20 protein-coding genes are annotated in these 24,065 nt (G+C 64.9%); 5 read left to right on the top strand and 15 right to left on the bottom strand.

What is annotated here, in order from left to right; genetic code table 11:
- Positions 1-12: 12 nt before the first annotated feature.
- From DR039_RS01260 to leuC, 5 genes are all read right to left on the bottom strand, one after another.
- Positions 13-1,089 (bottom strand): NAD(P)H-dependent glycerol-3-phosphate dehydrogenase, encoded by a 1,077-nt coding sequence (locus tag DR039_RS01260; protein ID WP_111835587.1) that lies wholly within the window; start codon positions 1,087-1,089, stop codon positions 13-15.
- Complete coding sequence (locus DR039_RS01265; RefSeq protein ID WP_111835990.1) at positions 1,089-1,928, bottom strand: lysophospholipid acyltransferase family protein; 840 nt, start codon at positions 1,926-1,928, stop codon at positions 1,089-1,091. Before DR039_RS01265 ends, DR039_RS01260 begins: the two co-directional genes overlap by 1 nt.
- 55 nt (positions 1,929-1,983) lie before the next feature.
- Entirely contained in the window at positions 1,984-3,315 is a 1,332-nt protein-coding gene (murA, locus tag DR039_RS01270) for a UDP-N-acetylglucosamine 1-carboxyvinyltransferase (protein ID WP_111835588.1), read from the bottom strand.
- Between the two features lie 166 nt (positions 3,316-3,481).
- Positions 3,482-4,126: a 3-isopropylmalate dehydratase small subunit gene (gene leuD, locus DR039_RS01275; RefSeq protein WP_111835589.1), complete on the bottom strand. Its 645-nt coding sequence runs from the start codon at positions 4,124-4,126 to the stop codon at positions 3,482-3,484.
- A 21-nt stretch (positions 4,127-4,147) separates the two neighbouring features.
- The gene (gene leuC / locus DR039_RS01280) at positions 4,148-5,566 is read right to left on the bottom strand and encodes a 3-isopropylmalate dehydratase large subunit (protein WP_111835590.1); all 1,419 of its coding nucleotides are present in this window, start codon (positions 5,564-5,566) and stop codon (positions 4,148-4,150) included.
- 168 nt (positions 5,567-5,734) lie between these two features.
- Here leuC and DR039_RS01285 point away from each other — a divergent pair, with 168 nt between their 5' ends.
- Positions 5,735-6,466, top strand: coding sequence for an IclR family transcriptional regulator (locus tag DR039_RS01285; protein ID WP_111835591.1), 732 nt, complete (start codon positions 5,735-5,737; stop codon positions 6,464-6,466).
- A gap of 112 nt (positions 6,467-6,578) precedes the next feature.
- On the opposite strand, the gene DR039_RS01290 is transcribed toward DR039_RS01285, so the two are convergent.
- From DR039_RS01290 to dapA, 3 genes are all read right to left on the bottom strand, one after another.
- The gene (locus DR039_RS01290; protein WP_111835592.1) at positions 6,579-7,739 is read right to left on the bottom strand and encodes a glycosyltransferase family 4 protein; all 1,161 of its coding nucleotides are present in this window, start codon (positions 7,737-7,739) and stop codon (positions 6,579-6,581) included.
- A gap of 175 nt (positions 7,740-7,914) precedes the next feature.
- Positions 7,915-11,160: a family 20 glycosylhydrolase gene (locus DR039_RS01295; RefSeq protein ID WP_170166895.1), complete on the bottom strand. Its 3,246-nt coding sequence runs from the start codon at positions 11,158-11,160 to the stop codon at positions 7,915-7,917.
- A gap of 152 nt (positions 11,161-11,312) precedes the next feature.
- The gene (gene dapA, locus DR039_RS01300; RefSeq protein ID WP_111835594.1) at positions 11,313-12,209 is read right to left on the bottom strand and encodes a 4-hydroxy-tetrahydrodipicolinate synthase; all 897 of its coding nucleotides are present in this window, start codon (positions 12,207-12,209) and stop codon (positions 11,313-11,315) included.
- Positions 12,210-12,277: 68 nt separating this feature from the next.
- Here dapA and DR039_RS01305 point away from each other — a divergent pair, with 68 nt between their 5' ends.
- The gene (locus DR039_RS01305) at positions 12,278-12,928 is read left to right on the top strand and encodes a GNAT family N-acetyltransferase (RefSeq protein ID WP_111835595.1); all 651 of its coding nucleotides are present in this window, start codon (positions 12,278-12,280) and stop codon (positions 12,926-12,928) included.
- Between the two features lie 72 nt (positions 12,929-13,000).
- Here DR039_RS01305 and dapB read toward each other — a convergent pair whose 3' ends face one another.
- The 7 genes from dapB to rbfA form a co-directional block, all read right to left on the bottom strand.
- Positions 13,001-13,753 (bottom strand): 4-hydroxy-tetrahydrodipicolinate reductase, encoded by a 753-nt coding sequence (dapB, locus tag DR039_RS01310; RefSeq protein ID WP_111835596.1) that lies wholly within the window; start codon positions 13,751-13,753, stop codon positions 13,001-13,003.
- Positions 13,754-13,855: 102 nt separating this feature from the next.
- Positions 13,856-15,175 carry a M16 family metallopeptidase gene (locus DR039_RS01315; RefSeq protein ID WP_172458347.1) on the bottom strand — a complete coding sequence of 440 codons (1,320 nt, stop codon included), beginning with the start codon at positions 15,173-15,175 and terminating at the stop codon, positions 13,856-13,858.
- A 228-nt stretch (positions 15,176-15,403) separates the two neighbouring features.
- Positions 15,404-17,782, bottom strand: a complete 2,379-nt coding sequence (locus tag DR039_RS01320; protein WP_111835598.1) for a polyribonucleotide nucleotidyltransferase — start codon at positions 17,780-17,782, stop codon at positions 15,404-15,406.
- Positions 17,783-18,201: 419 nt separating this feature from the next.
- Entirely contained in the window at positions 18,202-18,471 is a 270-nt protein-coding gene (rpsO, locus tag DR039_RS01325; protein ID WP_111835599.1) for a 30S ribosomal protein S15, read from the bottom strand.
- Between the two features lie 174 nt (positions 18,472-18,645).
- Positions 18,646-19,791: a bifunctional riboflavin kinase/FAD synthetase gene (locus tag DR039_RS01330; RefSeq protein ID WP_111835600.1), complete on the bottom strand. Its 1,146-nt coding sequence runs from the start codon at positions 19,789-19,791 to the stop codon at positions 18,646-18,648.
- An 8-nt stretch (positions 19,792-19,799) separates the two neighbouring features.
- Positions 19,800-20,927, bottom strand: coding sequence for a tRNA pseudouridine(55) synthase TruB (gene truB, locus DR039_RS01335; RefSeq protein WP_111835601.1), 1,128 nt, complete (start codon positions 20,925-20,927; stop codon positions 19,800-19,802).
- Positions 20,924-21,481 carry a 30S ribosome-binding factor RbfA gene (gene rbfA, locus DR039_RS01340; RefSeq protein ID WP_111835602.1) on the bottom strand — a complete coding sequence of 186 codons (558 nt, stop codon included), beginning with the start codon at positions 21,479-21,481 and terminating at the stop codon, positions 20,924-20,926. Before rbfA ends, truB begins: the two co-directional genes overlap by 4 nt.
- Before the next feature lie 268 nt (positions 21,482-21,749).
- Here rbfA and rarD point away from each other — a divergent pair, with 268 nt between their 5' ends.
- From rarD to DR039_RS01355, 3 genes are all read left to right on the top strand, one after another.
- Positions 21,750-22,781, top strand: coding sequence for an EamA family transporter RarD (gene rarD / locus DR039_RS01345; protein ID WP_111835603.1), 1,032 nt, complete (start codon positions 21,750-21,752; stop codon positions 22,779-22,781).
- Positions 22,782-22,851: 70 nt separating this feature from the next.
- Positions 22,852-23,433 (top strand): hypothetical protein, encoded by a 582-nt coding sequence (locus DR039_RS01350; protein ID WP_111835604.1) that lies wholly within the window; start codon positions 22,852-22,854, stop codon positions 23,431-23,433.
- Positions 23,430-24,059: an RES family NAD+ phosphorylase gene (locus DR039_RS01355; RefSeq protein ID WP_229116727.1), complete on the top strand. Its 630-nt coding sequence runs from the start codon at positions 23,430-23,432 to the stop codon at positions 24,057-24,059. Before DR039_RS01350 ends, DR039_RS01355 begins: the two co-directional genes overlap by 4 nt.
- Positions 24,060-24,065: the final 6 nt, after the last annotated feature.

Genomic DNA, 24,065 nt, shown 5'->3' on the forward strand with positions numbered 1-24,065 from the left:
GCGGGGACTGCCTCAGGCGTGGATGCCCTCCGCCTTGCGGGGGCGTGACAGCAGCGCTTCGGTGGCTTCCGCGACGCTGAGCCGTTCCTCAACAATCGCGGCCACTGCAGCAGTAATCGGCATCTCGACGCCGTGGGCCGTGGCCAGTTCCAGCACCGCGCGCGCAGATTTGGCGCCTTCAGCCACGCCGCGTGAGGCTTGCGCGGCTTCGGCCACGCTCATACCCTCGCCCAGGTGCCGCCCGAAGGTCTGGTTGCGGGACAGGGGTGAGGAGCAGGTAGCCACCAGGTCACCCATGCCAGCTAGCCCCGAGAAGGTGTCTGGGCGGGCACCTAGTTTCAGCCCCAGCCGGGTGATCTCCACTAGTCCGCGGGTGATGATGGTGGCCTTGGTGTTGTCCCCTAGCCCGCGTCCGGTGGCCACGCCAACGGCCAGGGCAATCACGTTTTTGACGGCGCCACATAGCTCTACCCCGAGCAAATCCGTGTTGGTGTAGGGCCGGAAGGTGGCCGTGGCGCAGAGGGCGCCGACTGCGGCTGCCACCTCTGGGGCGCGGGGTCCTTGAGCGGCGACGACGGTGGCGGTCGGCTGCCCGGCAGCGATCTCATCCGCCAGGTTGGGCCCGGAAATGACCACGACCCGCTGTGGAGGCAGGTCGAGGGCCTGCTGTAACACCTGGCTCATGCGTGCCCCGGTGCCGAGCTCAATGCCCTTCATCAGAGACACGGCCAGAGCTGAAGGCTCCAGCTGCCCGTGGAGGGGTTCCAGGATCTGGCGGGCAGACTGGCTGGGTACGGCAACCACCACTAGGTCGGCGCCTTTGACGGCCGCGAGCATATCGGTGGTGGCCCTGACGCAGGCTGGCAGGCGGTGGCCCGGCACATAGCGTTCATTTGTGCCTTGGTTGATCTCCTCGGCCAGCTCTTGGCGGCGCGCCCAGATGGTGGTGCGGGTGCCGCCTTCACCTAGCAGCGAGGCAAAGGTGGTGCCCCAGGCGCCGGAGCCGATCACGGCGGCGCGGGTGGCTGTGCCCGCACCGTGACTACCCAAACTGCCCTTCCTACCGACGCCGTCGGCCTGCAATGGCATCACCCCTGCTCCCCCGCCGGAGTCTCAGGGGAGCTAGGCGACTGATCTACAGCTGTGTTCGCAGAAGGGTCTGCCGGGGTTGTGGGGCCTGTCTGTTCTTCAGGCACCGGGTCGGGCTTGCGCACACCGCGGTGGTCTTTGCCGGGGTCGCCGTCGTAGTGCATGTCGTAGGGGCGGGGAGCTTTTTCACCGCGCAGTTCCTCGACGATTTTGGTGATACGGCGCATGATCTCCGCGGTGGCTGCACGCACCGCCTCATGATCACTGGTGTCTGAGCCGTACGCGTCGAGGGTGAAGGGTTTCTCGATAATGACCCGCACGTCTTTGCGCGGGAAGGGGTGGAAGCCACCACCAAAGGAGTCAAGGATGTCCTGCGCCCCCCACTGGCCCATGGGCAGGATGGGCACACCGGTGGCCATGGCTAGGCGGGCGGCACCGGTTTTGCCGGTCATGGGCCATTTGAGCGGGTCGCGGGAGAGAGTGCCTTCAGGGAAGATCATGATGACGTCCCCGGCTAGGAGCCGCCGCTCCGCCTCAATCAGGGAGTTTCCGGCTTTATCTGTGCCGCGGTAGACGGGAATCTGCCCGCCGGCTTTAAAGACGTGCCCCAGCACTGGTACTTCAAAGATCGTGGACTTTGCCAGGGAGTAGGCCGGTACTCCGGCGTCCACCAGGCAGCGCATGGCGGTTAGGGAGTCCAGGTCTGACAGGTGGTTGCAAACGGCTATGAAGCCGCCTTCCTGGGGGATGTTCTCGGTGCCGCGCACGTGGTGACGCGAGACGAGTTTAAGGAAGGGAATGATCGCGCCCCGTGAGGCGAAGCGGTAGAACGGGGTCATGCGGCGCTGGGTCACGGTAGGACTCTGTTTCTCTCCGGGAGGGCCCAGGAACGGCTCAGGACAGACGGGTTACAGCGGCGTCGAGACCCATCAGCTTGTCCATGAAGTGCTCGTAGCCGCGGTCGATCAGGTTGATGCCAGAGACCCGGCTGGTGCCTTCAGCGGCGAGTGCCGCAATCAGGTGGGAGAAGCCGCCGCGTAGATCTGGCACCACAATATCTGCGCCCTTTAGTGGGGTGGGGCCGGAGATAACGGCGGAGTGGTAGAAGTTGCGCTGCCCGAAACGGCAGGCGGTTCCCCCTAGGCACTCGCGGTACACCTGGATGGTGGCCCCCATCTGCCGCAGGGCCTGCGTGAAGCCGAAGCGGTTCTCGTAGACGGTCTCGTGCACAATTGACAGGCCTTTGGCCTGAGTGAGGGCAACAACTAGGGGCTGTTGCCAGTCGGTCATGAAGCCGGGGTGGACATTGGTTTCCACCACGATGCTCTTGAGGTCACCGCCGGGATGGTAGAAGCGGATGCCGTGGTCGGTTACGTCGAAGGCGCCTCCCACCTTGCGGTAGGTGTTGAGGAAGGTGGTCATATCTGACTGGTGGGCGCCGCGCACAAAGATGTCACCGCGGGTGACCAGCGCTGCGGAGGCCCAGGAGGCGGCCTCAATGCGGTCAGTCAGCGCCAAGTGGTTATAGCCCTCTAGGCAGCCCACGCCCTCAATATGGATGGTGCGGTCCGTGTCAACGGAGATGATCGCCCCCATCTTCTGCAAAATATCCACCAGGTCCATGATTTCGGGCTCAATGGCGGCGCCGCGCAGTTCGGTCAAGCCATCGGCGCGCACGGCTGTCAGCAGGGTCTGTTCAGTGGCCCCGACGCTCGGATAGGGCAGGTCGATTGCGGTGCCGCGCAGGCCATTTGGGGCACTCATGCGGATGCCGCCTTCAAGCTTCTCCACGGTGGCACCGAATCTGCGCAGGATATCCAGGTGGAAATCGATGGGGCGGTCGCCAATGCGGCAGCCACCGAGGTCGGGGATAAAAGCCTCTCCCAGGCGGTGCAGGAGCGGGCCGCAGAAGAGAATTGGGATGCGTGAGGAACCGGCGTGGGCGTCGATATCGGCCATATGGGCGCTCTCGACCTTGGAGGGGTCCAGGTGGAGGATGCCTTGTGCTTGGTCGTAGTCGATGGCGACGCCGTGCAGGCGCAGCAACCCAGAGACAACTTCAACGTCACGGATCAGGGGGACGTTGCGCAGCACTGAGGGGGTCTCTCCCGATAGGGCCGCAACCATGGCTTTGGGCACGAGGTTTTTGGCACCACGAACCGTGATCTCTCCGCGCAGGGGGCGTCCGCCCTCTACCTGCAGCAGACCGTCGTTGCCGTCAGCCATGCCTACCTCCGTGCTACATCGCCCGTGGGACTGGTCCTAACGGGCGTCTTAGGGACACCAGAAGGACCCTAGCAAGGACCGCCCCTCCGGCCACGCACCAGGCCTGGTGCGCGTTGTCAAAGCATATGGTGCTTGGGTCTGACGGGCGCGCTCAAGCAGGTTTTGCTTAGAAGTCTGCGGCGCGTGCGGATAGCACTTCGGCTGCGGGCAGGTGCTTGGCTGGCAGGGTGCGGGGCTTCCAGCCTGGGCGGGCAGCTTCATAGGCAGCGATCTCTGCTTCGTGTTGCAGGGTCAGGGAGATATCGTCTAGTCCCTCCATGAGGCACCAACGCACGTAGTCATCAATGGCGAAGGTGGTGCGGAAACCAGCGGCTGCCACGGTGCGCTGTTCGAGGTCGACGGTTACCTCGGTGCCTGGCTCAGCTTCCAGGAGCTTCCACAGCTGCTCGGCATCCTCCTGGCTGATAACGCCCGCAACTAGGCCCTGTTTGCCTGCGTTGCCGCGGAAGATATCCGCGAATCTGGGGGCCAGCACCACTTTGAAGCCGTAGTCCTTGAGGGCCCAGACGGCGTGCTCGCGCGATGATCCGGTGCCGAAGTCGGGACCGGTCACTAGGATGCTGGCACTCTTATAGGCCTCTTGATTGAGCACAAAGTCCGCCTCGCTCGACCGCCAGGCAGCGAAGAGGGCGTCTTCGAAGCCGGTGCGGGTGATGCGTTTTAGGTATACGGCGGGGATGATCTGGTCGGTGTCTACGGCGCTGCGGCGCAGCGGGGCGGCGACGCCGGTGTGGCGAATGAACTTTTCCATGTCTTTTGCTCCAGGTTCGGCTCAGGCGGCATGCGCGTCGGCCAGGTCAGCGGGGGCGGACAGGGTGCCACGCACCGCGGTGGCAGCGGCGACTTCTGGGGAGACCAAATGGGTGCGTCCCCCCTTGCCTTGGCGGCCCTCGAAGTTGCGGTTCGAGGTTGAGGCGGAGCGTTCCCCGGGCGTCAGCCGGTCCGGGTTCATCCCCAGGCACATGGAGCAGCCGGCGTTGCGCCACTCGGCACCGAAGTCTTTGAATACCTGGTCCAGGCCCTCAGCCTCAGCTTGCAGGCGGATGCGGGCGGATGCGGGCACCACCAGCATGCGCACACCGGGGGCCTTAGTGCGGCCCTTTACGACGGCGGCGGCGGCACGCAGATCCTCAATGCGCCCATTGGTGCATGATCCCAGGAATACCGTGTCCACCCGAATATCGCGCAGGGGCGTGCCGGGAACCAAGTCCATGTACTCCAGGGCGCGCTCGGCGGCGCGCCGCTCGGACTCGTCGGCAATCTTGGCGGGGTCCGGGACGGTGGCTGACAGGGGCAGGCCCTGGCCGGGGTTGGTGCCCCAGGTGACGAAGGGCTGAATCTCGGAGGCGACTAGGACCACCTCGGTGTCAAAGGTGGCATCGGCGTCGGTACGCAGGGCTCTCCAGCAGGCCACGGCCTCCTCCCAATCCTGGCCCGCTGGGGCGTGGGGGCGGCCTTTGAGGTAGTCGAAGGTGGTTTGGTCGGGGGCGATCATGCCAGCGCGGGCCCCAGCCTCAATGCTCATATTGCAGATGGTCATGCGGGCCTCCATCGAGAGCTGTTCGATAGCGCGGCCGCGGTATTCGATGACGTGCCCCTGGGCGCCGTTGGTGCCGATTTTGGCGATGATGGCCAGGATGATGTCTTTGGCGCCAGTGCCGGCGGGCAGCTCGCCGTCGATTAGGACGCTCATGGTCTTAAAGGGGGCGATGGGCAGGGTTTGGGTGGCCAGCACGTGTTCGACCTGGCTGGTGCCGATGCCGAAGGCAAGGGCCCCGAAGGCGCCATGGGTGGAGGTGTGGGAGTCGCCGCAGACGACGGTCATGCCGGGCTGGGTCAGTCCCAGCTGAGGGCCGACGGCGTGGACGATGCCCTGGTCGGCGTCACCCAGGGAATGCAGGCGGACCCCGAACTCGGCGCAGTTCCTCCGCAGGGTCTCGATCTGAGTGCGGCTGGTGGTGTCCGCGATGGGCAGATCGATGTCGAGGGTGGGGGTGTTGTGGTCCTCGGTAGCAATGGTCAGGTCGGTGCGGCGCACCTGCCGTCCGGCCAGCCGCAGGCCCTCGAAGGCCTGGGGGCTGGTGACCTCGTGGAGGAGGTGCAGGTCTATGTAGAGCAGGTCGGGGGCGCCCTCCGTACCCTTGCGCACGATGTGGTCGCGCCAGACCTTCTCCGCGAGCGTGCAGCCCATTGCTTGCCCTTCCGTCTTGACTCTCGGTCTTGCCGTGCCCGCTTCCGGCAGTCAGGTGGCGTCTTTGGGGACGACGGCGCTGGCGGCTCTTGGGGCTCAGGGCAACTGCCCTGACGGCCTGAGCCACAGTACTTGAAGTCTCACACCTCGGAATGGCAGTATCAGATTATGGACGATGTTTTTGAGCGGGACAGCAGCGGCGTCGGCGTAATCGACAAAGCCGCCATGGTCATGAGCGCCCTGGAGTCAGGCCCAGCCACGCTGGCCCAGTTGGTCTCAGCCACCCACCTGGCGCGCCCCACCGCCCATCGCATCGCCGTCGCCTTGGAGTATCACCGGCTGGTGACGCGCGATTCCCAGGGCCGCTTCATGCTGGGGCCACGCCTTACCGAATTGGCCTCCGCCGCCGGTGAGGACCACCTACTGGCCGCTGCCGGGCCGGTGCTGACCGCCCTGCGGGACAAGACCCACGAGTCTGCGCAGCTCTACCGCCGTCAAGGAGATGTGCGGGTCTGCGTAGCTAATGCTGAGCGCCCGATTGGCTTGCGCGACTCCATTCCAGTAGGTGCCACCATGCCCATGCTGGCGGGCTCAGCCGCCCAAGTGTTACTGGCCTGGGAAGATCCGGACCGACTGCACCGAGGCCTGCAGCGGGCACGCTTCAATGCCACCATGCTCTCTGCTGTACGCCGCCGAGGCTGGGCCCAGTCCGTGGGAGAGCGTGAGCCGGGTGTGGCCTCCGTGTCCGCACCGGTGCGGGGTTCCTCCGGCAAGGTGATTGCGGCGATCTCCATTTCCGGGCCGATTGAGCGCATGGGACGTCAACCTGGGCGCGTGCACGGTCCGGTGTTGGTGGCCGCGGGCAAGCGACTCTCGGAAATCCTGCTCGCCGCCGAATGAGGCAGCGCCGCACAGCTGGCTACTGAGGCTAAGCCGCGCGCGGTTTCTTGTAGTGACCGCGCGCGGCCTATGCCCAGGCGAGGCCCGAGAGCCTTAGTGCCACCGGTCCGCCTCAGGCTCGCCGCCGCTCGTAGCGGCCTCGCGCAGTGGCGCGGGCCCGTTCATAGGCCTGCACATTGAGTTGCACGGCGCTTGACCACACGGGCAGTGGGTCCACTGCCAGGTTATGCGCCTTGATGCGGTTGAGGTCATCCAGGTCTGTGAGCAGGCGGGCCAGCGCTTGGGCGAGTCCGGCAACGCCGTCGGCCAAATAACCGTCTTGTCCGTCGCTGATGAAGTCAGCAAGGCCAGAAGCGGCGACGCCGACTACGGCTAGCCCCGCGCAGCGGCCTTCCAGAGCGGCAATGCCAAAGGAATCGGCGGGGGAAGTCTGCAGGTAGATATCGGCGGCTTGGAAGTCTTGTGCCAGGCGGCTGCGTTCCACGCGGCCTACCAGGTTGATGCGCTCTGCCAGGGGTGAGGCAGCAACGGTGGCGTGCATTTTTTCGCGCAGGGGACCGTCCCCGTAGACGTCCAGAGTGGCCGTCTCACAGCCGGTGATCTCGATGGCGCGGCTAAAGGCCTCAAGCACCTCCATGGGGCATTTGCGGGCGATCCAGCGCAGGGAAGCCACCACGCGGATGGGTTGGCCCGGTCCCACTAGGCGAGGGCTTTGCCGCAGGCGCCAGTCCTCGATGGTGATGCCGTTGGGTAGGACGGTGACTGCCTGCCCTCCCCCGGCCCGGGAGACTTCCTGGGCCAGCATGGTGGATACGGCGGTAAGGTCCACCCCGGCCCGGCGCCAGTGGGCCACGGGGCTCAGCGGGCCAGCCAGAGCCCCCGCCGCCGCCCAGGGGCCAAGCACACAGTGGAAGGTGGCGGCCACAGGCAGGCCGCGACGGATGGCAGCTTCCAGTCCGGACCAAGCGAAGGGCGAGATGATGCCGACGTGCACATGCACCACGTCGGGGCGCAGGGAGGTCATGAGTTGGAAGAGCTCGCGTCCGGCACGCGGGTGGACTGGCAGCTCACCGGGAATGGGGGCGGTTATGCGGTGAACTTTAAAGCCGTCCGGGTCTTCTATGCTGTGTCCGCGGCCAGTTCCCTCTGGGGTGGCGGTCACGACGATGGGCTCATGCCCTATTGCGAGTAGCTTGCGGGCGAGGTCTCGCACCTGGGTCTCAATGCCTCCGAGGCGGGGCGCGTAACAGTCCGAGACGATGAGAATCCGCACGCCGCGAATCTAGCACCGGCCTGGGCGGGTAGGGCCCAGATGGCGGTTTGCCGCGCCCGGATTCAGAGCCTATCCAGAAATAAAGGGGGCTGGGCCTGGTGTCTCCCCGTATGGGGAGGTCACCAGGCCCAACCAATACCAAGCAGCCAGAAGGCCCTCAGCTCAAGTGGTCAATTCACTTGACCACCACAATCACATCCGCCTTACCCGACTCCTTACGCACAGCGAGCTTCGAGCCAGCAGTGATCCCCTCAACCATCACCTTGGTAGTGGCACTGCTAGTCAAACGAGTCTGGGCCAACACCGTGGTACCACGACGCAAAGCCAAAGTGTCCTTACCATCACCATCCCAATCACCCACCAACAACTCATCAGCGGCCCGCCCCAAAGAAACCGAAGCATAAACCGGAGCATCACTACGGTTCTCGTTATAGAACACCACCCGCGTACCCACACGCACCGCATAAGTCACCGTGCCATCACCATCCCAATCACCCTTCAGCACCCTGCCAAGAGCACCACTCTCCACCTTAGACACATAAGCCGGCTTCGAGCCCTCCGGCTCCGGCTGCGTCGTCGGGGCCGTGGTGGGCTCCACCGACGGCGAAGTAGTCGGCGTCGGCGAAGGCTCCGGCGTCGTGATTTCACCGGCACGCAGACCAATCTCCGCAGCACTCATATTGGGACGATCGTTAACCGAGGAAAGTCCCTCAAGCTTCACGTACTGCCCCTGGGCGTCGAAGGCGATGGTCTGCGGCTCCGCCTGGCTCTTAAGCCGACCGGTAGCTACCGGCTCACCCCAGGTCTTGCCATCGTCAGAGACGTATACCTTGTAGTCAGCCAGCCAGCCGTTGGACACGCCAGAACCGTTGCCGGTGCGGGGGGTGTACTGCAGGCCGCAGAGGCGCTTCTTGGCATCCAGCTTCATGGTGACCCAGTGTGGGAAGCCGGGCTCAGAGCCCTCCCACTGGGTGTGCCAGAAGGTATCGGGATTGCCGTCGAAAGCAGCAGCTAGGCGACCGTTGATCGGGCCTTCACCCTTGAGCTCCTGGGAGTCGGTGTCCACCGGGGTGGGGGTAACCAGCACGCCGCAGGTCGCGGCAGTGTCAATGGTGACCTGCTGCTGCCCACCGGTCCAGGTGACAGTCACCGGCAGTGAGGCGGTCCCAACGGCGGTGACGGGCTCAAGCATCACGGTGGCTTCCACGCTTTCGCCTACCGGAACGGTGGTGGCAAGCGCCTTAGTAATCGTGGCCTTCCATCCGGGCAGCTCGCCTAGCTGCAGGGCTAGCCCCTCAACGGCGGCCGCGGTCCGGTTGGAAACGGTAATGGTGGCCGTCACGGGCTGGCCTGGCAAGGCTGGTCCCGCGGTGGTGGTCACGGAGACGGCCGGCTTGGAAGCACCGGGTGTCAGCGTGAAAGTGGTGGTCGACATATCAGACGGGAGCTGGACCACGGTGCCCGCGGTCAGTGGGGCGCCGTGTGACAGACCGTTCTCCACCGTGGTCAGGTCGACGTGTTGCTCGCTGCCGGTGGCCAGGGACAGGTCCTGGTTGGTCAGCGCATTGCGCAGAACGTAGCTGCCGTTCTTGGCGATCAACTGCCATTTCTGGGTGTTGCGGGCATTAGAGGTGTGATCAGCGCCCGGAGCATTCCAAGCGAGCTGCGAGTCAGCACACTTATCCAGCGAGGGCTTGGCCCCTACCTCCGTGACCACATCAAGGTGCTTGGTGCCCTCGCTAAGGGCCAAGCATTTGCCGGTGGCGTCGGAACGCAGCTGGTAGTAGTGGTCCGGCGTGGCGGTTAGGGTCCAGGCGTCGGAGGCAACCCCGTCCGCCACGACGCCGTCCGCGGTGCCAGCTAGTTCCTTCTCCCCCACCTTGATGGTGTAAGTGCCATTCTCAACCGGCGTGCGGTCACCGAGGTTGTTCCACAGGGGGTTACGGCCAAGCTTGTCAATCCGGCCCTTGAAGTCGGTCCAGGACATATTGTCATGAGAGGCGGTCCAGGTCATCTGCGCGATGAAACGGGTGCCGTCCACGATCTCTTCCTCGACCTCGTTCTCCGTCTGGTAGATAGAGCTGTCAGGCCAGATGGAGGCCTTGGCGCCCAGGATCAGCGGGTTATTCGGGTCCAGGGGCTCATACCGTCCCGGGAAATTAGCTACTGACCAGTTCTGGTTCCAGAGCTTCTCGGGATTCATCTTGTAGGAGGGGTTAGAACGCGACCAGTACAGGGCATCATTCGCGTTCATAACCTGTGCGCCGGAATCAACCAGCTGCTTAGCAGTCTTACCTTTCGAGTACCAGAACTCAACGATGATGTCCTGGTTAAGGGTGACCACCGAGGTGTCAATCACACCGTCGTTCCACATGCGCAGGTGGCCACCTGATTTCTTGACATGCTCATTGACCTTGTTGATAAAGCCAATGAAAGCGTCGTCGATGGTGGCTCCAGGACCGTAGGTCTCCTGCGCCCACTTGGCAAGACGAGGGTAGTAGGCCTTCTTGGTGTTGATCATGTACTCGTCGCCGCCCACGTGCCAGTACGGGGTCTTGAAAACGCCCTTGTACTCGTCAACTAGGCTCAGGTAGTACTGCACGGCCTCGGGGTTGGAGATATCCAGCATCTCTGGGTGGCGTTCACCGAACATGTCCACAAGCTGGTACTGGGGGAAGTTCTCCAGCCAGATACCCATGTGCCCCGGAGAGTTGATCTCCGGAATAACCTCAATGCCGAGCTTTGCGGCCTTTTCCACCAGGCGAGAGACATCCTCACGCGTGTAGTAGGACCAGGTGTTGGCATTGGGGAATCTGTCGGACTTGAGCTTCATCTCCAACAGGAGGTGATTGAGTTTCAGGTCCGCCATATCGGTGAGGAGCCGGTCAATCCAGTCAGGCTGGATATTGATCTGGCAGGCGCAAGCGGTGATGCCGCGTTCTTTGTACTTGGGGATGTCGATAGCGCTGCCGGTGGGCAGGCTAGCCTGCTGACGCAGCATCTGCCCCAAGGTGCGGGTGCCGTAGAAGACGCCCTGCCAAGAGCCACCGGTAATGGTGATGCCCTTGTCAGCGGTGATCTTGAGTTCGTAACCCTCGGTCTGCAGATCGGTGCGGGAGGCATCGATGCGCAGCTCGATGTCGTCAGCGTCGGCTGTGTGGTTGGCGGGGGCGACAGTCAGCCCCACCTCCTTGGAGAAGAGTTCGCGCGTGGTGGCGACGTTCTCCGCACCCACCAGCAGAGTATTGGCGGTCTTGGTCCAGACTCCGGAGTTGTCCCCGTTCCAGGTGGACAAGCTGGGAATGGTGCCGGGCAGGCTGACCGTCTCGGCCTGGGCCACGCTGAGTCCCGCAGCGGGGACGATAGCGGTGAGCGCCAGGGCTGCGGCAGTCAGCAACCTCACTGGGTTTTTCAGTTGCATGGGATTCCTATCTGCTTTGACAGGCATCACGCTTGGCGCTCAAACTGGGGAGATAAAGCACCCACGTGATCGTTCCTGAGCGACTTTGCTCGGGTACAATCGAATGCTAACGGTCAATTGCCGCTAATGCCAACCAAACCCATTAGTGAAAGTCACAGAAGACCGCAGGCCCCCAGAGTCTCGCGCAGCGCAGCCACCTCCGCCTCACTGGCACGGACCAGGGGCAGGCGCAAAGTGGCACTGGGCAAGCGTCCTTGCAGCAGCAGCGCTTCCTTAGCCATGACGGCGCCCTGCCCCCCACCCATAATCGCTCGCACCAGGGGTCGCATGCGCTGCGCTACGGCTCGGGCTCCCACGAGGTCACCGGCGTCGACCTCCTGAATCATTTCCCGCCAGGAGTGCGCATCCGCATGAGCCACCACCGAGACGACACCGCTGGCACCATGGGTGAGCCAGGCGAAGTTCAAACCGTCGTCGCCGGAGTAGTACTCCAGGCCAGTGCGTTCCATGCGCTCAAAGCCCTGCTCAACGTCACCGGTGGCGTCCTTAACAGCCAGCACGCGTTCGTGAGCCGCCAAGCGATCCAGGGTGGCATCCTCAATTTTGACACCAGTGCGGCCCGGGATGTCGTAAATCATGACGGGCAGATCAGTGGCCTCAACAATCGCCATGATGTGCTGGTAGACGCCCTCCTGGCTGGGGCGGTTGTAGTAAGGCGCGTTGATTAACAGGCCCTCAGCCCCAGCCTCCTGGGAGCCGACCCCGATGCGCACCGCGTGTGCAGTGTCATTGGAACCAGCGCCCGCCATAAGGAAAGCCCGCCCGGCCAGAGCATCCTTAACCTCCCGCAGCAGCGTCTGCTTCTCAGGCAGGTGGGTGGTGGGAGCCTCGCCGGTGGTGCCCGCCAGGAGGATCATGTCTGCGCCATCTTCCACCAGGGAAACCGCCAGGGCCTGTGCGGCCTCGACGTCGATCTCCCCGGTGGGTTTGAAAGGCGTGACCATGGCGACGCCGACAGAACCAAATGAGCGGGAGGGCAATGCGTTCATGTGTTGAGGATAACTGCCGGGGTCGAGTGCGCCACAGCTATCCAAGTATCGGGCTTTAGGCTCAGCTCATGAGCGAGCCCTCTGAGCCCCCTGTGACCCCAGCAAACCCCGCTACCTCGGTGTTCCCAGCGCCTGTTGCGGCCCCGACGAATAGCCGTAGCTGTGCACCGGTTCCGGGCTTTGTGCGTCCGGCTCGCAGCGCGGACCTGCCCGGCTTGGCCTTGGCGCACGCGGAGTCCATGTTGGCTTCCCTCACAGCTGGGCACGACGGCCCCCTGCCAGCTGAGGTGCGGGAAGCAGTTAGCGTTCCCGTGCTTGAGCGCGGTTGGCAGACGGCGGTGAGCGCGCCACCCAGCCCCGAGCATCACGTGCTGGTGGCTACTGAGGCTGAGGCCGTGGTGGGGCTGGCAGCCGTGGCCCCTTCCCCCGAGTTGGATGCTGCCGGAACTGTCCGGGCCGGGGGTGACAAGGCGGTTGAAGTGACGGCGCTGGGGGTGCGGCCCCAGCAGCAGCGCCGGGGGCATGGCTCCAGGCTTTTGGCTGCCTGCGCAGACCATGCGCGCGCAGCTGGGGCACGCATACTGGTGATTTGGGTGGTCCGTGGGGATGAATCCCTGGCCCGCACGCTTAGCGCTGCCGGCTTAGCCCCCACCGGCGCACACCGGCAACTACCGGTTGGCACCGGGGTGACCGAGGAATGCTGGGCGGCAGCCTTATAAAGCCAGTCGCAACCAGCACCATCGCGGCTCAGCTCCCCAGGTTCTAGCGGTCCCGGGGAGCCTGCCTGGCCTTCAAAGCTCAAGCAGCTCCTCCAAGCCAATGGTCAAGCCCTCACGCTCCCCCACCTTGCGCACAGCCAAGACCACGCCGGGCATGAAGCTCTCACGGTCAAAACAGTCCGTGCGAATGGTGAGCTGTTCACCGGGATTGCCAAGCAGCACCTCCTCATGCGCTGTCAGGCCACGCAGGCGCACAGCGTGCACGCGCACGTCGTCGACCAGCCCACCACGAGTGCCCAGGGGATCGGACTCGGTGGCATCCGGGGAAGCTGGGCGACCTGCGGCGGCACGCGCCTGAGAGATGGCCTGAGCAGTTGCATTAGCGGTGCCGGAAGGGGCATCCACCTTGTTGGGGTGGTGGAGTTCAATAACCTCCACGGATTCGAAATAGGGGGCGGCCAGCGCAGCAAAGCGCATGGAAAGCACGGCGGAGAGGGCGAAATTCGGGGCGATCAGCACACTGCGCCCGGCGGCCTCGGGACGGGCCAGGTGCTCACGCACGCGGCCATATGAGTCCTCATCCCAACCGGTGGTGCCAACGACGACGTCGAGCCCAGCGTCAATCAGGGCATGGACATTCGCCTCGGTAACGGAGGGGACGGTGAAGTCAACGGCCACCTGGGCGCCGCCCAGGGTCTCGGCTTTGAGCTCGTCACCGGCGTCGAGGCGCGCCACGAACTCAAGCCCTTCGGCCGCTTGGACGGCCTGGCAGACGGTGGATCCCATGCGCCCGGCGGCGCCGATAACTGCTACGCGAATCGTCATGGCGCCACCTTAAGGCCCTTAAGCCCCTAGACAGTGAGCTTTGCGCACTCAAGTGAGGGCCTCACCGCTGCTCTTGTGCCATTTTGTCCTGCTAGAAGTGTCTCAGTGGGCAGCCGGGCCCACCAGAACCCGGGCGCGCCTCTGCTCGGCTAGCCAGGCAGCGACGGCGCACACGTCCTCGGCTGTGACGGCCTCCAGCAACCGTAGGTTCTCGTCCATGGAGCGCAGGCGGCCAGTGCACACCTCGCCGCGCCCCAGCCGTCCCATGCGGGCCAGCGAGTCTTCCCCACCTAGCACCATCGCGCCCGTCAACTGGCCGCGTGCCCGAGCCAGCTCATGATCGGTCACGCCCTGCTCGGCCAGCTTTTCAAACTCACCCACCATGACTGCGCACACTTCATCAACATCCTGCGGCGCGCAGCCCGCATACATGCCAAAAGCCCCCGCCCCAACGTAGGCAATGTCAAAGGCGTAGGTGGCGTAGGCCAGGCCGCGCCGTTCACGGACCTCCTGGAAAAGTCGCGAGGACATGCCGCCACCCAAGATGGTGGCGAGCACGCTCATGGCCCAGCGGCGCTCATCGCGCAGGGCAATGCCCTGACAGAGTAGATAGAGCTGAGCCTGCTCGGTCTCACGAGGCACGGTTAGGTCCTGGACCTGCAGCGGCTGGAAGGGCTCGGTTTCAAAGCGGCGAGGCCGTGGACTGGCGCTAGCAGAGTCATCCCAGCCTGCCGCAGCTAGATCCGCTAGGACGCGTTCGCAGACCTCCTCATGGTTCACGGCCCCGGCGGCAGCCACCACCAGGGTGTCGGCAGCATAGGTGCGCTGATAGTGCTCCCAGATGGCGTCACGTGGGACGGCGGCAATGACCTCCGGGGTGCCGCCAATAGGCCGCCCCAGCGGTGCCTCCGCTCCGAAAGCCGCCTTAGCGAAGGCTTCCTGGGCCACGTCCAAGGGGTCGTCTGCAGCGGAGGCGAGCTCAGAGATGATGACGCCGCGCTCGGTTTCCACCTGTTCAGGTTTGAGCAGCGAGGAGGTGACCATATCGGTGACCACGTCTAGGGCGGTCATGGTGTCATGTCCCTGAACGCGCGCGTAATAAGAGGTGTGTTCTTTATCGGTGGCGGCGTTTGACTCGCCACCGATCATGTCAAAGGACTCGGCGATGTCATGGGCGTCCCGCTTAGCAGTGCCTTTGAAAAGCAGGTGCTCTAGGAAGTGGGTGGAACCTTCCTGGCCGGGCTGCTCGTCGCGGCTGCCAACACCGAACCACAAACCAATGGATGCAGAACGCAGGCCAGGTACGTGCTCAGTAATGACCCGGACCCCGCCGGGGAGGATAGAACGGCGCAGCGTGGCGCCACCGTCTAGCAGGTTTAGCTCGGTGCCCGGAGCTCCAGCCGGACCACGAGTTAGCTCCATCTCGGTGTAGCTAGTGGCGTTGTCAGTGGTGCCGGTGGGGGCTAAGGCGACGCTGGAAGTGTTGGTCTGCGAATTGGTCACCGGCTAAGCCTAACTGGTTTGCCTCCCTACTTAGTTGCGGTGGCAAACACTACGTCGGCAAACACTGCGGGGGCCGGTACCTGCTGGTACCGGCCCCCGCGGCTACTTGACGCTCTGGCTACTTAAGGCCTGCAACGTCAACCAAGCTCACTCCTCCTCGGAGGACTCCGCCTGGGTGCGGGTGCGGCGACGACGTGGACGGCGCTCACGGCGCTCCTCGCCATCTTCACCCTCGCTGCGCTCACGGCGCGGACGGCGCTCACGGCGGGGACGGTCCTCACCGTCTTCGCTGGCGCGGGCAGCCTTAGCCTCCTGCTCGGCGGCCAGCTGCTCGTCGGAGAGCACCGCGTGCAGGGAGAGTTTGCCGCGCTGGTCGATCTCAGCGAGCTCAACCTGGACCTTGTCGCCCACGGCCAGCACATCCTCGACGTTCTCCACGCGCTTACCGCCCACCAGGCGGCGGATCTGCGAAATGTGGAGCAGACCGTCCTTGCCCGGGGACAGGGAAACGAAGGCGCCAAAGGTGGTGGTCTTGACAACCGTGCCCACGAAGCGCTCACCGATTTCCGGCATCTGGGGGTTGGCGATGGCGTTGACGGCGTCGCGGGCAGCCTCAGCGGAGGGGCCGTCGGAGGCGCCGATGTAGACGGTGCCGTCGTCTTCAACGGTCAGGTCAGCGCCAGTGTCCTCCTGGATCTGGTTGATCATCTTGCCCTTGGGGCCAATGACCTCACCGATCTTGTCAACCGGGATGCGGACGGTCAGCACGCGCGGGGCCGTGGGGGCCATCTCGTCGGGGCCGTCGATGGCCTGGTTGAGGACGTCCAGAATGAACAGGCGGGCGTCACGGGCCTGGCCGAGCGCTCCGGCGAGCACCTCGGAGGGCAGGCCGTCGAGCTTGGTGTCCAGCTGGAGGGCGGTGATGAAGTCGCGAGTACCGGCGACTTTGAAGTCCATATCCCCGAAGGCGTCCTCAGAGCCGAGGATGTCAGTGAGGGTGGCCCACTTGGTCTCGCCGTCGATCTTCTCGTGCATGAGTCCCATGGCGATGCCCGCGACCGGTGCGCGCAGCGGCACACCGGCGTTGAGCATGGACAGCGTGGAGGCGCAGACGGAACCCATGGAGGTGGAGCCGTTGGAGCCCAGAGCCTCAGAGACCTGGCGGATCGCGTAGGGGAACTCTTCGCGGCTAGGAATCACGGGCACGAGTGCCCGCTCAGCCAGTGCCCCGTGGCCGATCTCGCGGCGCTTGGGGGCGCCAACGCGTCCGGTCTCACCGGTGGAGAAGGGCGGGAAGACGTACTGGTGCATGTAGCGCTTGTGGGTGATCGGCGAGAGGTCGTCGATCTGCTGCTCCATTCGCAGCATATTGAGGGTGGTGACGCCCAGAATCTGGGTTTCGCCACGTTCAAAGATGGCGGAGCCGTGCACGCGAGGCAGCACCTCAACCTCGGCGCCCAGGGTGCGGATGTCCTTGAGACCACGGCCATCCATGCGCACGCCCTCGGTAAGGGTGCGGTGGCGGACGAGCTTCTTGGTGACGGATTTGAAGGCAGCCTTGAGGGCCTTGATGTCCTCTTCGGTGCTGAACTGCTCAGCGAGGTCGGCTAGGACCTGGTCGCGCACAGCGTCGATAGCCTCATCGCGGGCGTGCTTGCCTTCGGTGGCGATGGCGGCGGTGAGGTCGTGGGCCTGGGCGGCCTTCTCGACGGCGTCGTACTGCTCGTCGGAGTAGTCCAGGTATAGGGGGAACTCTGCGGTCGGCTTAGAGGCGTGCTTAGCCACCTCCAGCTGAGCCTCGCACAGTGCCTTGATATGCGGCTTGGCGGCCTCCAGGGCCTCAGCCACGACGGTCTCGGTGGGGGCGGTGGCGCCGTTCTGGATGAGCTCCCAGGCGTTCTCGGTGGCTCCGGCCTCAACCATCATGATGGCGACGTCGCCGTCCTCCAAGACACGGCCGGCCACCACCATGTTGAAAGTGGCGCGCTCCAGTTCGGAGTAGCGGGGGAAGGCCACCCACTGGCCGTCGATCAGGGCCAGGCGCGTGCCTGCGACAGGTCCGGCGAAGGGCAGGCCCGCGATCTGTGTGGACATGGAGGCGGCGTTGATGGCCAGGACGTCATAGGCGTCGTCGGGATGGATGGCCAGGACGGTCTCCACTACCTGGACCTCGTTGCGCAGGCCCTTAACGAAGGAGGGGCGCAGGGGGCGGTCGATCAGGCGGCAAGCCAGGATGGCGGAGGTGCCGGCCCGGCCCTCGCGGCGGAAGAAGGAGCCGGGGATGCGGCCCGCCGCGTACTGGCGCTCCTCAACGTCAACGGTGAGGGGGAAGAAGTCAAACTGGTCTTTGGGGTGCTTACCCACGGTGGTGGCCGAGAGGATGGCGGTCTCGCCGTCCAGGTAGGCCATAGCGCTTCCGGCGGCCTGCTTGGCCAGCCGACCAGTCTCGAAGCGGACAACGCGCTTCCCAAAGGAGCCGTTGTCGATCACGGCCTGTGCGGCGGTGACCTCGGTGTCGTCGAACATCTGCGTTGAGTCTCTTTCTCGAAGGTTCATGGGCCGAGCCGTGGCCTTCGATTGAGGCCCACGGAGCGCATGCCATACGGGGCATGGTTCCGGAGGCCACCACCGAAAACCGACGGGTCTGGCCACGCACCGAGGAGCAAATTCCTCGGCTGCGGTCCAGCTGTGTGGTTCCAGTTGAAGCACACAGGCTATGGACCCAACCATCCTAACCTGTGAGACGTGCAGCGGGAGGTGGGGGCGTGCAGGCGAAAGCGTGATCTGGGCCGCGCCAAAAGTCAGCGGTCTGGGCTGCAGAGCTGGGAGCAATGCGGTTGCTTACCTGGGCGCTCAGCGGCGGGGATCCCCCGAGAGATGCGGCTGGCCCCGCCACCTAGTTGGTGGCGGGGCCAGCTGTGCAAAGTGTCTGGGCTGAGCGAGTCTCAGCGGCGGATGCCGAGGCGGGCAATCAGCGCACGGTAACGCTCAATGTCCTCCTGCATGAGGTAGTCGAGCAGGCGGCGGCGCTTACCGATGAGCAGGTAGAGGCCACGGCGGGAGTGGTGGTCATGGGTGTGGGACTTGAAGTGCTCGGTCAGGTTGGAGATGCGCTCGGAGAGGACCGCAACCTGCACCTCGGGGGAGCCCGTGTCACCCTCGTGAGTGGCGTACTCGGCGATGAGCTGCTGCTTGCGCTCGGCGGAAATCGACATCTGGACTCCTTGGTCTCGTTGCACGGAGCTCCGGGGCATATTCTCCCGGGCATTACGCTTCCGTGGCCGGTGGACGGCCTGAAAACCTTAGCAGCCAGCCCCCGCCCTACTCCAACCTGCTGCCTGTGCAACCAGACACCTATAGGTCCGCCGGCAGGCCGCTCTGTTCCTAACTCAGGCGGTGACCGCCGCCGGATCGATGGGCTCCGGCACGGGCACCCCCAGAATCTGGGCGGTGCGCACAACGTCCTCGCGCATCTGCACGAGCAGCGGCTCCAGCCCCGCAAAGGCCAGCATGGGCCGTAGCTTCTCCACCAGCTCGATAGCCACTTCCTGCCCATACAAGTTCAGGTCACTGCGCCCCAGCACATGCGCCTCCACAGTGCGGGAGGGGACGTCGTCGAAAGTGGGGTTGGTGCCAATCGAGATCGCTGCGGGCAGTGGCTCGGTGCGGCTAGCGGGCAGGGAGCGCAGAAGCCAGCCTGCGTAGATCCCATCTGGGGGAACCACACCGGCGCTGGCGGCTTCTAGATTGGCGGTGGGGAAGCCGAGTTCGCGGCCACGGCGCAGCCCGTGCACCACCGTGCCGCGCAAGCGATGTGGCCTCCCAAGTACCTCAGCTGCCCCCGCCACTTCACCGGCCTGCAAGAGCTCACGCACCCAGGTGGAGGACCAGCGGCGGCCATTGGGGGCGAGCACATCTGCCACGATTTCTACTTCCAGGCCGTCGGCTTGCCCAATCTGCTGGAGGCGTTGGGCGTCGCCGCTGTTGTCGGTGCCAAAGCGTACGTCGTCGCCCACCACTACGGCGCGAGCACCGAGCAAGCCTTCCACCCAGGTGCGGATGAAGTCCTCGGGGCTTTGGGCAGCGAAATCCAGGGTGTAGTGGACGATTAGCACGGCGTCCAGCCCCGCAGCTTCCAGCGAGTCCAGGCGGTCTGTCAGCGAGGCGATTAGGGGCACGCTGTTCTCGGGCCGGTGGACGGTGGCCGGGTGGGGGTCAAAGGTGATGGCGACGGCGAGGGGGCGGTCGATGGCGGCGGCTGGTGCATTGGTAGCAGGCAGCGAAGCCGCAGCCTCCGGCAAAGCGGTGGCAGTGCCCTGGACCTGGGCGGCGTGGGTACGGGCAGCCCCAGCTTGGACGTCCTGAGCCTGAAGGTTTTGGGTACTGCCCCCTTGGGCGCGGGCCACTACCCGCTGAAGAATGGCTTGGTGACCGCGGTGCACGCCGTCGAAAATGCCGATGGTTACGACGCTGCCATGGCCATTGGGAGAGCTCAGGGACGCGGGGACCTGCTCGGGGCCGTACCAGACCTGCACGGTTTTCCTTAGCTCTTTTGCTTATTGGTGGTGGGGCCGGCTGGCTCCAGCACGAGTACTGGGCGCAACGCACTGCCCTTGCGCGCCAACAGTGCCACGAGCTGCCCCTCCGGGGCGAACCCGGCCACCACCTGGGAAGATCGAGAGTCGACAGTGCTGTCTGCGTCAGCTGCGTCACTGGCCTCAGCGCAGACTGCAGCTTTGGAGGTAATCGCCTCATCTAGCCAGTTAACCCGCTGGATGACGGCACCAGGCAGGCTTTGCCCAAATCCCAGTGCCCGGGCATCCGAATCGCTTAACTCCAGGCTAGAGAAGCAGCGACGGGCCACTTCCACCAGAGGCAGGGTGCGCAACGGCTTGGCCTCTCCCCCAGCTTCCGCCGCCTTGGCGCAACTGGTGACCTCCTGGCTGAGCTGGTCCAGGCTGCGGGCCTCCGCAAGGCTGAATGGCCCCACCTGGGTGCGCCGCAGCGCCGTCAAATGCGCCCCCGTGCCAAGAGCTTGCCCCAGGTCTCGGGCAAGTGCGCGCACATAGGTCCCGGAGGAGCAGGCCACCTGTAAGTCCAGGTCCACGACGGCGGTGCCATCCCCAGCGGTGGCGGGGCGAGGTGGGGCCAGTAGTTCCAGAGCATGGATAGTTACGGGCCGCGCTGGCAGAGCCACAGCCTCCCCTTCGCGCACGCGCTTGTAGGAGCGCACACCGTCCACTTTGATGGCGGAAACGGCGGAGGGCACTTGCATGATCTGGCCGCTAAGGGCCGCGAGCGCTGTATCTAGCCGGTTACTGAAACCGGGGGCGGACCACTGCGGTGGGGGCGGGCAGCCTTGCGTGGCTGTGATCTCCCCTGCTGCGTCCTCAGTGAGGGTCTCCTGGCCTAGGCGGACGGTGGCGGTATAGGTCTTGTCAGCTCCCACCAGGTAGGTGAGAAAGCGGGTGGCTTTGCCGATGCCGAGGACCAGCAGGCCGGTGGCCAGCGGATCCAGCGTGCCAGCATGCCCCACTTTGCGCGTGGCAGCCAGGGCGCGGGCGGCGCCGACGACGTCGTGGCTGGTCATACCCGCGGCTTTATCCACTAGGAGCAGGCCGTCAGGGGCGGTGGCGACGCCGCGTGGTGTGCGCGGGCGGGTGGGGTTCACGCCTTGGGGTCCTCGTCATCCTCGTATTCGGGCTCTGTTTCGGCGCCGTCAGCTCGGTCTAGGTTGTCTGCTTCTGCGGCGCGGAGGTCTTCCTTATCCCAGTCTTTAGAAGCGTCAATGTAGGAGCTGGCGGTCTCCTCGTCGTGGCGGTAGGGGTCCGCGTCTCCGGCGTACTGGGCGCCCTGGGAGGATTTGGCTATCTCGGCGTCACGTTGGCGGGCCAGGGCCAAAGTGTCCTCGAAAGTGCGGGCTTGGGTGGGCAGGGCATCCAGCTGGAAGGAGAGTGAAGGTGTGAGGCGGATGCCTAGGGCCTTGCCCACTTCAGAGCGGATTAGTCCGGAGGCGGAGCGCAGGGCAGCCTCGGAGTCGCGGCGGTCTTTGTCGGAGCCGTAGACGGTGTAGAAGATCGTGGCCTGCTGCAGGTCGCCGGTAACACGCACATCGGTGATGGTCACGAAGCCTAGGCGGGGGTCTTTGATGCGGCGTTCCAGGAGCCGGGCGACGGTCTGGTGGATCCGGTCAGCGACCTTGCGGGCGCGGGCGGCGTCAGCCATGGGGGTCTCCTTCAGCCAGGGGTGCTTGGCGCTGGGCCAGCCGGGTGGTGTAACAGTGGTGTGCTGGTGCCGCGCGGGTGCGGGGCGGCTCGCATTCTCGCAGATTCTTGCCCTGGCGCGAACCTCGCTGCCGTGAGATCTGCCGTCATTGCCACTGTTCGATTGGCTTTGTCTTCCAGAGCGGTCCCAGTCTCCCAGCTTTTGACCGGACTAACAGCTTGCTTAGCCACCCCGGTAGCATCGATAGGTCCTAGCCGCGAGGAGTTTTATGAGCACCGTTGAGCCGCCCGCAGCGAGAGGCAGCGCCTCCTCGCTGGCGCCGTCGTCAAGCCGCCTCGCACTGCAGCATCAGCAGGACGGCTCGGGCCTGGCGATGGTGCTGGGCTGCTACCTGTTGTGGGGGTTCTTCCCGCTTTACTTCAAGCTGCTGGCAGCCGCCGGTCCGGTGGAGATCATTGGGCATCGGATCGTCTGGACCCTGGTCACCTGCCTGTTGTTGGTGGCCTTTGGCAGGCGCTGGCGGCAACTGCGCCGAGTACTGGCGACGCCGCGGCTATTGGGCGCACTGGCAACCGCCGGCGTGCTGGTGAGTGTGAACTGGTTGATCTATGTCTACGGCGTGAATGCTGGACGCACAGCTGATGCGGCCTTGGGCTACTTCATGAATCCATTGGTGACAGTGGCCTTAGCGGCCCTGGTATTGGGTGAGCGTCTGCGACCCTCACAGCTGGCCGCGATTGGCTTGGCGACGGCGGGGGTCGCGGTGATGGTGGCCTGGCAGGGCACGGTGCCGTGGGTCTCGCTGGGACTGGCCTTGACCTTTGGTTTCTATGGACTGGTGAAGAAGCGGGTAGGCGGCCAGGTGGATGCCCTCAGCGGCCTCACGGTGGAGTCTCTGGTGGTTATGCCTGCTGCGCTGGGGTACCTGGGCTGGCTTCAGGTCACTGGCACGGCGGCTTATCAGCAACCTGGCGCGAGCACCTGGCTTGGGGGGCTGCTGGTGGTGGCCGGGCCGGTGACGGCCTTGCCGCTGCTGCTTTTTGCGGCGGGGACAGCACGGGTGCCGCTGAGCGTGGTGGGACTGAGTCAGTACATCGCACCGATTATGCAGTTCTTGTTGGCTTGGCTGGTTTTTGGGGAGGAGATCAGCAGCGCGCGTTGGATTGCGATGGGGCTGGTGTGGCTGGCAGTGCTGGTGTTTGTGGTGGATCTCTTGGCTCAGCTGCGTTCGCTACCGCGCAGCCGCAGTGGCAGTGGTACCAAAGGCAGCGCCAGTGACAGCGCCGACCACAGCCGCTGAAGCAGGCGCTCTCACAGTCTGCGCATCCACATCGCATCCACCTGCAAATAGCATGCACTATCATGCTTGCATGACGGTACTAGATGAGGTCCTGGCTGACCTGTCCTTAACTGAAGAGGAGCTTGCAGAGCTACTGCGACGGGAGGCCTCTGGGCGGGCGCGGGCCGGAGCAGCCCCGCTTTCCGCAGGCATGAGCAGTTTCCTGCGCCGTTCCACACCAATCGGAGCTCACCGTGCGCAGGCTCAGCAAATCATCGCGGACCGCAGCTACGCCGAGCAGCTCTCCGCCCAGCAGCGGGCCCGCGCGGCCGCGACTCAGCTGGCCCGGTCCCTGTCCACCAAGGAGGTAGCGGCACTGCTACACAAGGACCCCTCCTCCATCACCCGGGCCGCTGGCCACAAGCTCTACGCCTACCACACTGGTCGCGCCCTGCGTTTCCCCACCTGGCAATTCATTGAAGGGCGTCCACTTCCTGGGCTCAGCAGCGTCGTCCCTCAGCTCCGACCAGGCCTTGCCCCTGCCACTGTGGCAGCCCGCATGACCACTGCCGACCCAGAGCTGCTTGACGGTCTAAGCCCGGTCGATTGGCTCCGGCAGGGTGGAGATCCCAGCGAGGTGGTACGGCTCCTGGACGAGGCTGACCATCGTTGAGCCCTCGCCCCAAGAACCCCAGAGTTCCTCCACAGCCGCTGACCTTCGAGCCTGGCGACTTCACCCAGCTGGGCGACTCGCCCCTGGCGCGGATCACCTTCTCCTCCAGCCCCTACGCTCTCCCCTGGGGCCAGCTGCGCACTTGGGGCCCGATCTCCCACTGCCGTTGGGACCCGCAACCACCGCCCCCTGGGGAGCATCCCGGCGTCGGCGTCCTCTACACGGCTGATGAGCTGCTTAGCTGTGCGGCGGAGGTCTTCGCCAATACCCGTCTGATCGACACCCGCAGCGATGCCCCGGTGTTGCAGGTTTGGTATCCCACTCGACCACTGCAGTTACTAGATCTCAGCACCAACTGGGCGCTGCGCAACGGTGCCTCTGTCAGCCTGGACAGTGCCAGCCGCGCGACCTGCCGTGCTTGGTCGCGCGCAATCTGGGAGCAGCGTCCCAGCCTTGACGGTCTGCGCGTGCGCTCCACCATGACCGGGGGGCTCATGACCGTGCTGTTTTCGACGGCTGCGGACTCGATCCCGCCCTTTCCGGCAGAGACCGCCCCTCTGGACGACCCCACCGTGCACGCGCTGCTCTGCGAACTGGCGCCACAAATCGGCTACGACGTCGTATAAGCGCCC

The organism is Actinomyces bovis, from assembly GCF_900444995.1.
Classification (GTDB): domain Bacteria; phylum Actinomycetota; class Actinomycetes; order Actinomycetales; family Actinomycetaceae; genus Actinomyces; species Actinomyces bovis.

Coding starts and splice junctions, on each gene's coding strand:
- DR039_RS01260 (WP_111835587.1), bottom strand. CDS start 1,089: ATGCCATTGCAGGCCGACGGCGTCGGTAGGAAGGGCAGTTTGGGTAGT.
- rpsO (WP_111835599.1), bottom strand. CDS start 18,471: ATGTCGATTTCCGCCGAGCGCAAGCAGCAGCTCATCGCCGAGTACGCC.
- DR039_RS01285 (WP_111835591.1), top strand. CDS start 5,735: ATGGACGATGTTTTTGAGCGGGACAGCAGCGGCGTCGGCGTAATCGAC.
- DR039_RS01305 (WP_111835595.1), top strand. CDS start 12,278: ATGAGCGAGCCCTCTGAGCCCCCTGTGACCCCAGCAAACCCCGCTACC.
- dapA (WP_111835594.1), bottom strand. CDS start 12,209: ATGAACGCATTGCCCTCCCGCTCATTTGGTTCTGTCGGCGTCGCCATG.
- leuC (WP_111835590.1), bottom strand. CDS start 5,566: ATGGGCTGCACGCTCGCGGAGAAGGTCTGGCGCGACCACATCGTGCGC.
- rarD (WP_111835603.1), top strand. CDS start 21,750: ATGAGCACCGTTGAGCCGCCCGCAGCGAGAGGCAGCGCCTCCTCGCTG.
- dapB (WP_111835596.1), bottom strand. CDS start 13,753: ATGACGATTCGCGTAGCAGTTATCGGCGCCGCCGGGCGCATGGGATCC.
- DR039_RS01315 (WP_172458347.1), bottom strand. CDS start 15,175: ATGGAGCTAACTCGTGGTCCGGCTGGAGCTCCGGGCACCGAGCTAAAC.
- DR039_RS01265 (WP_111835990.1), bottom strand. CDS start 1,928: ATGACCCCGTTCTACCGCTTCGCCTCACGGGGCGCGATCATTCCCTTC.
- leuD (WP_111835589.1), bottom strand. CDS start 4,126: ATGGAAAAGTTCATTCGCCACACCGGCGTCGCCGCCCCGCTGCGCCGC.
- rbfA (WP_111835602.1), bottom strand. CDS start 21,481: ATGGCTGACGCCGCCCGCGCCCGCAAGGTCGCTGACCGGATCCACCAG.
- DR039_RS01295 (WP_170166895.1), bottom strand. CDS start 11,160: ATGCAACTGAAAAACCCAGTGAGGTTGCTGACTGCCGCAGCCCTGGCG.
- murA (WP_111835588.1), bottom strand. CDS start 3,315: ATGGCTGACGGCAACGACGGTCTGCTGCAGGTAGAGGGCGGACGCCCC.
- DR039_RS01350 (WP_111835604.1), top strand. CDS start 22,852: ATGACGGTACTAGATGAGGTCCTGGCTGACCTGTCCTTAACTGAAGAG.
- DR039_RS01320 (WP_111835598.1), bottom strand. CDS start 17,782: ATGTTCGACGACACCGAGGTCACCGCCGCACAGGCCGTGATCGACAAC.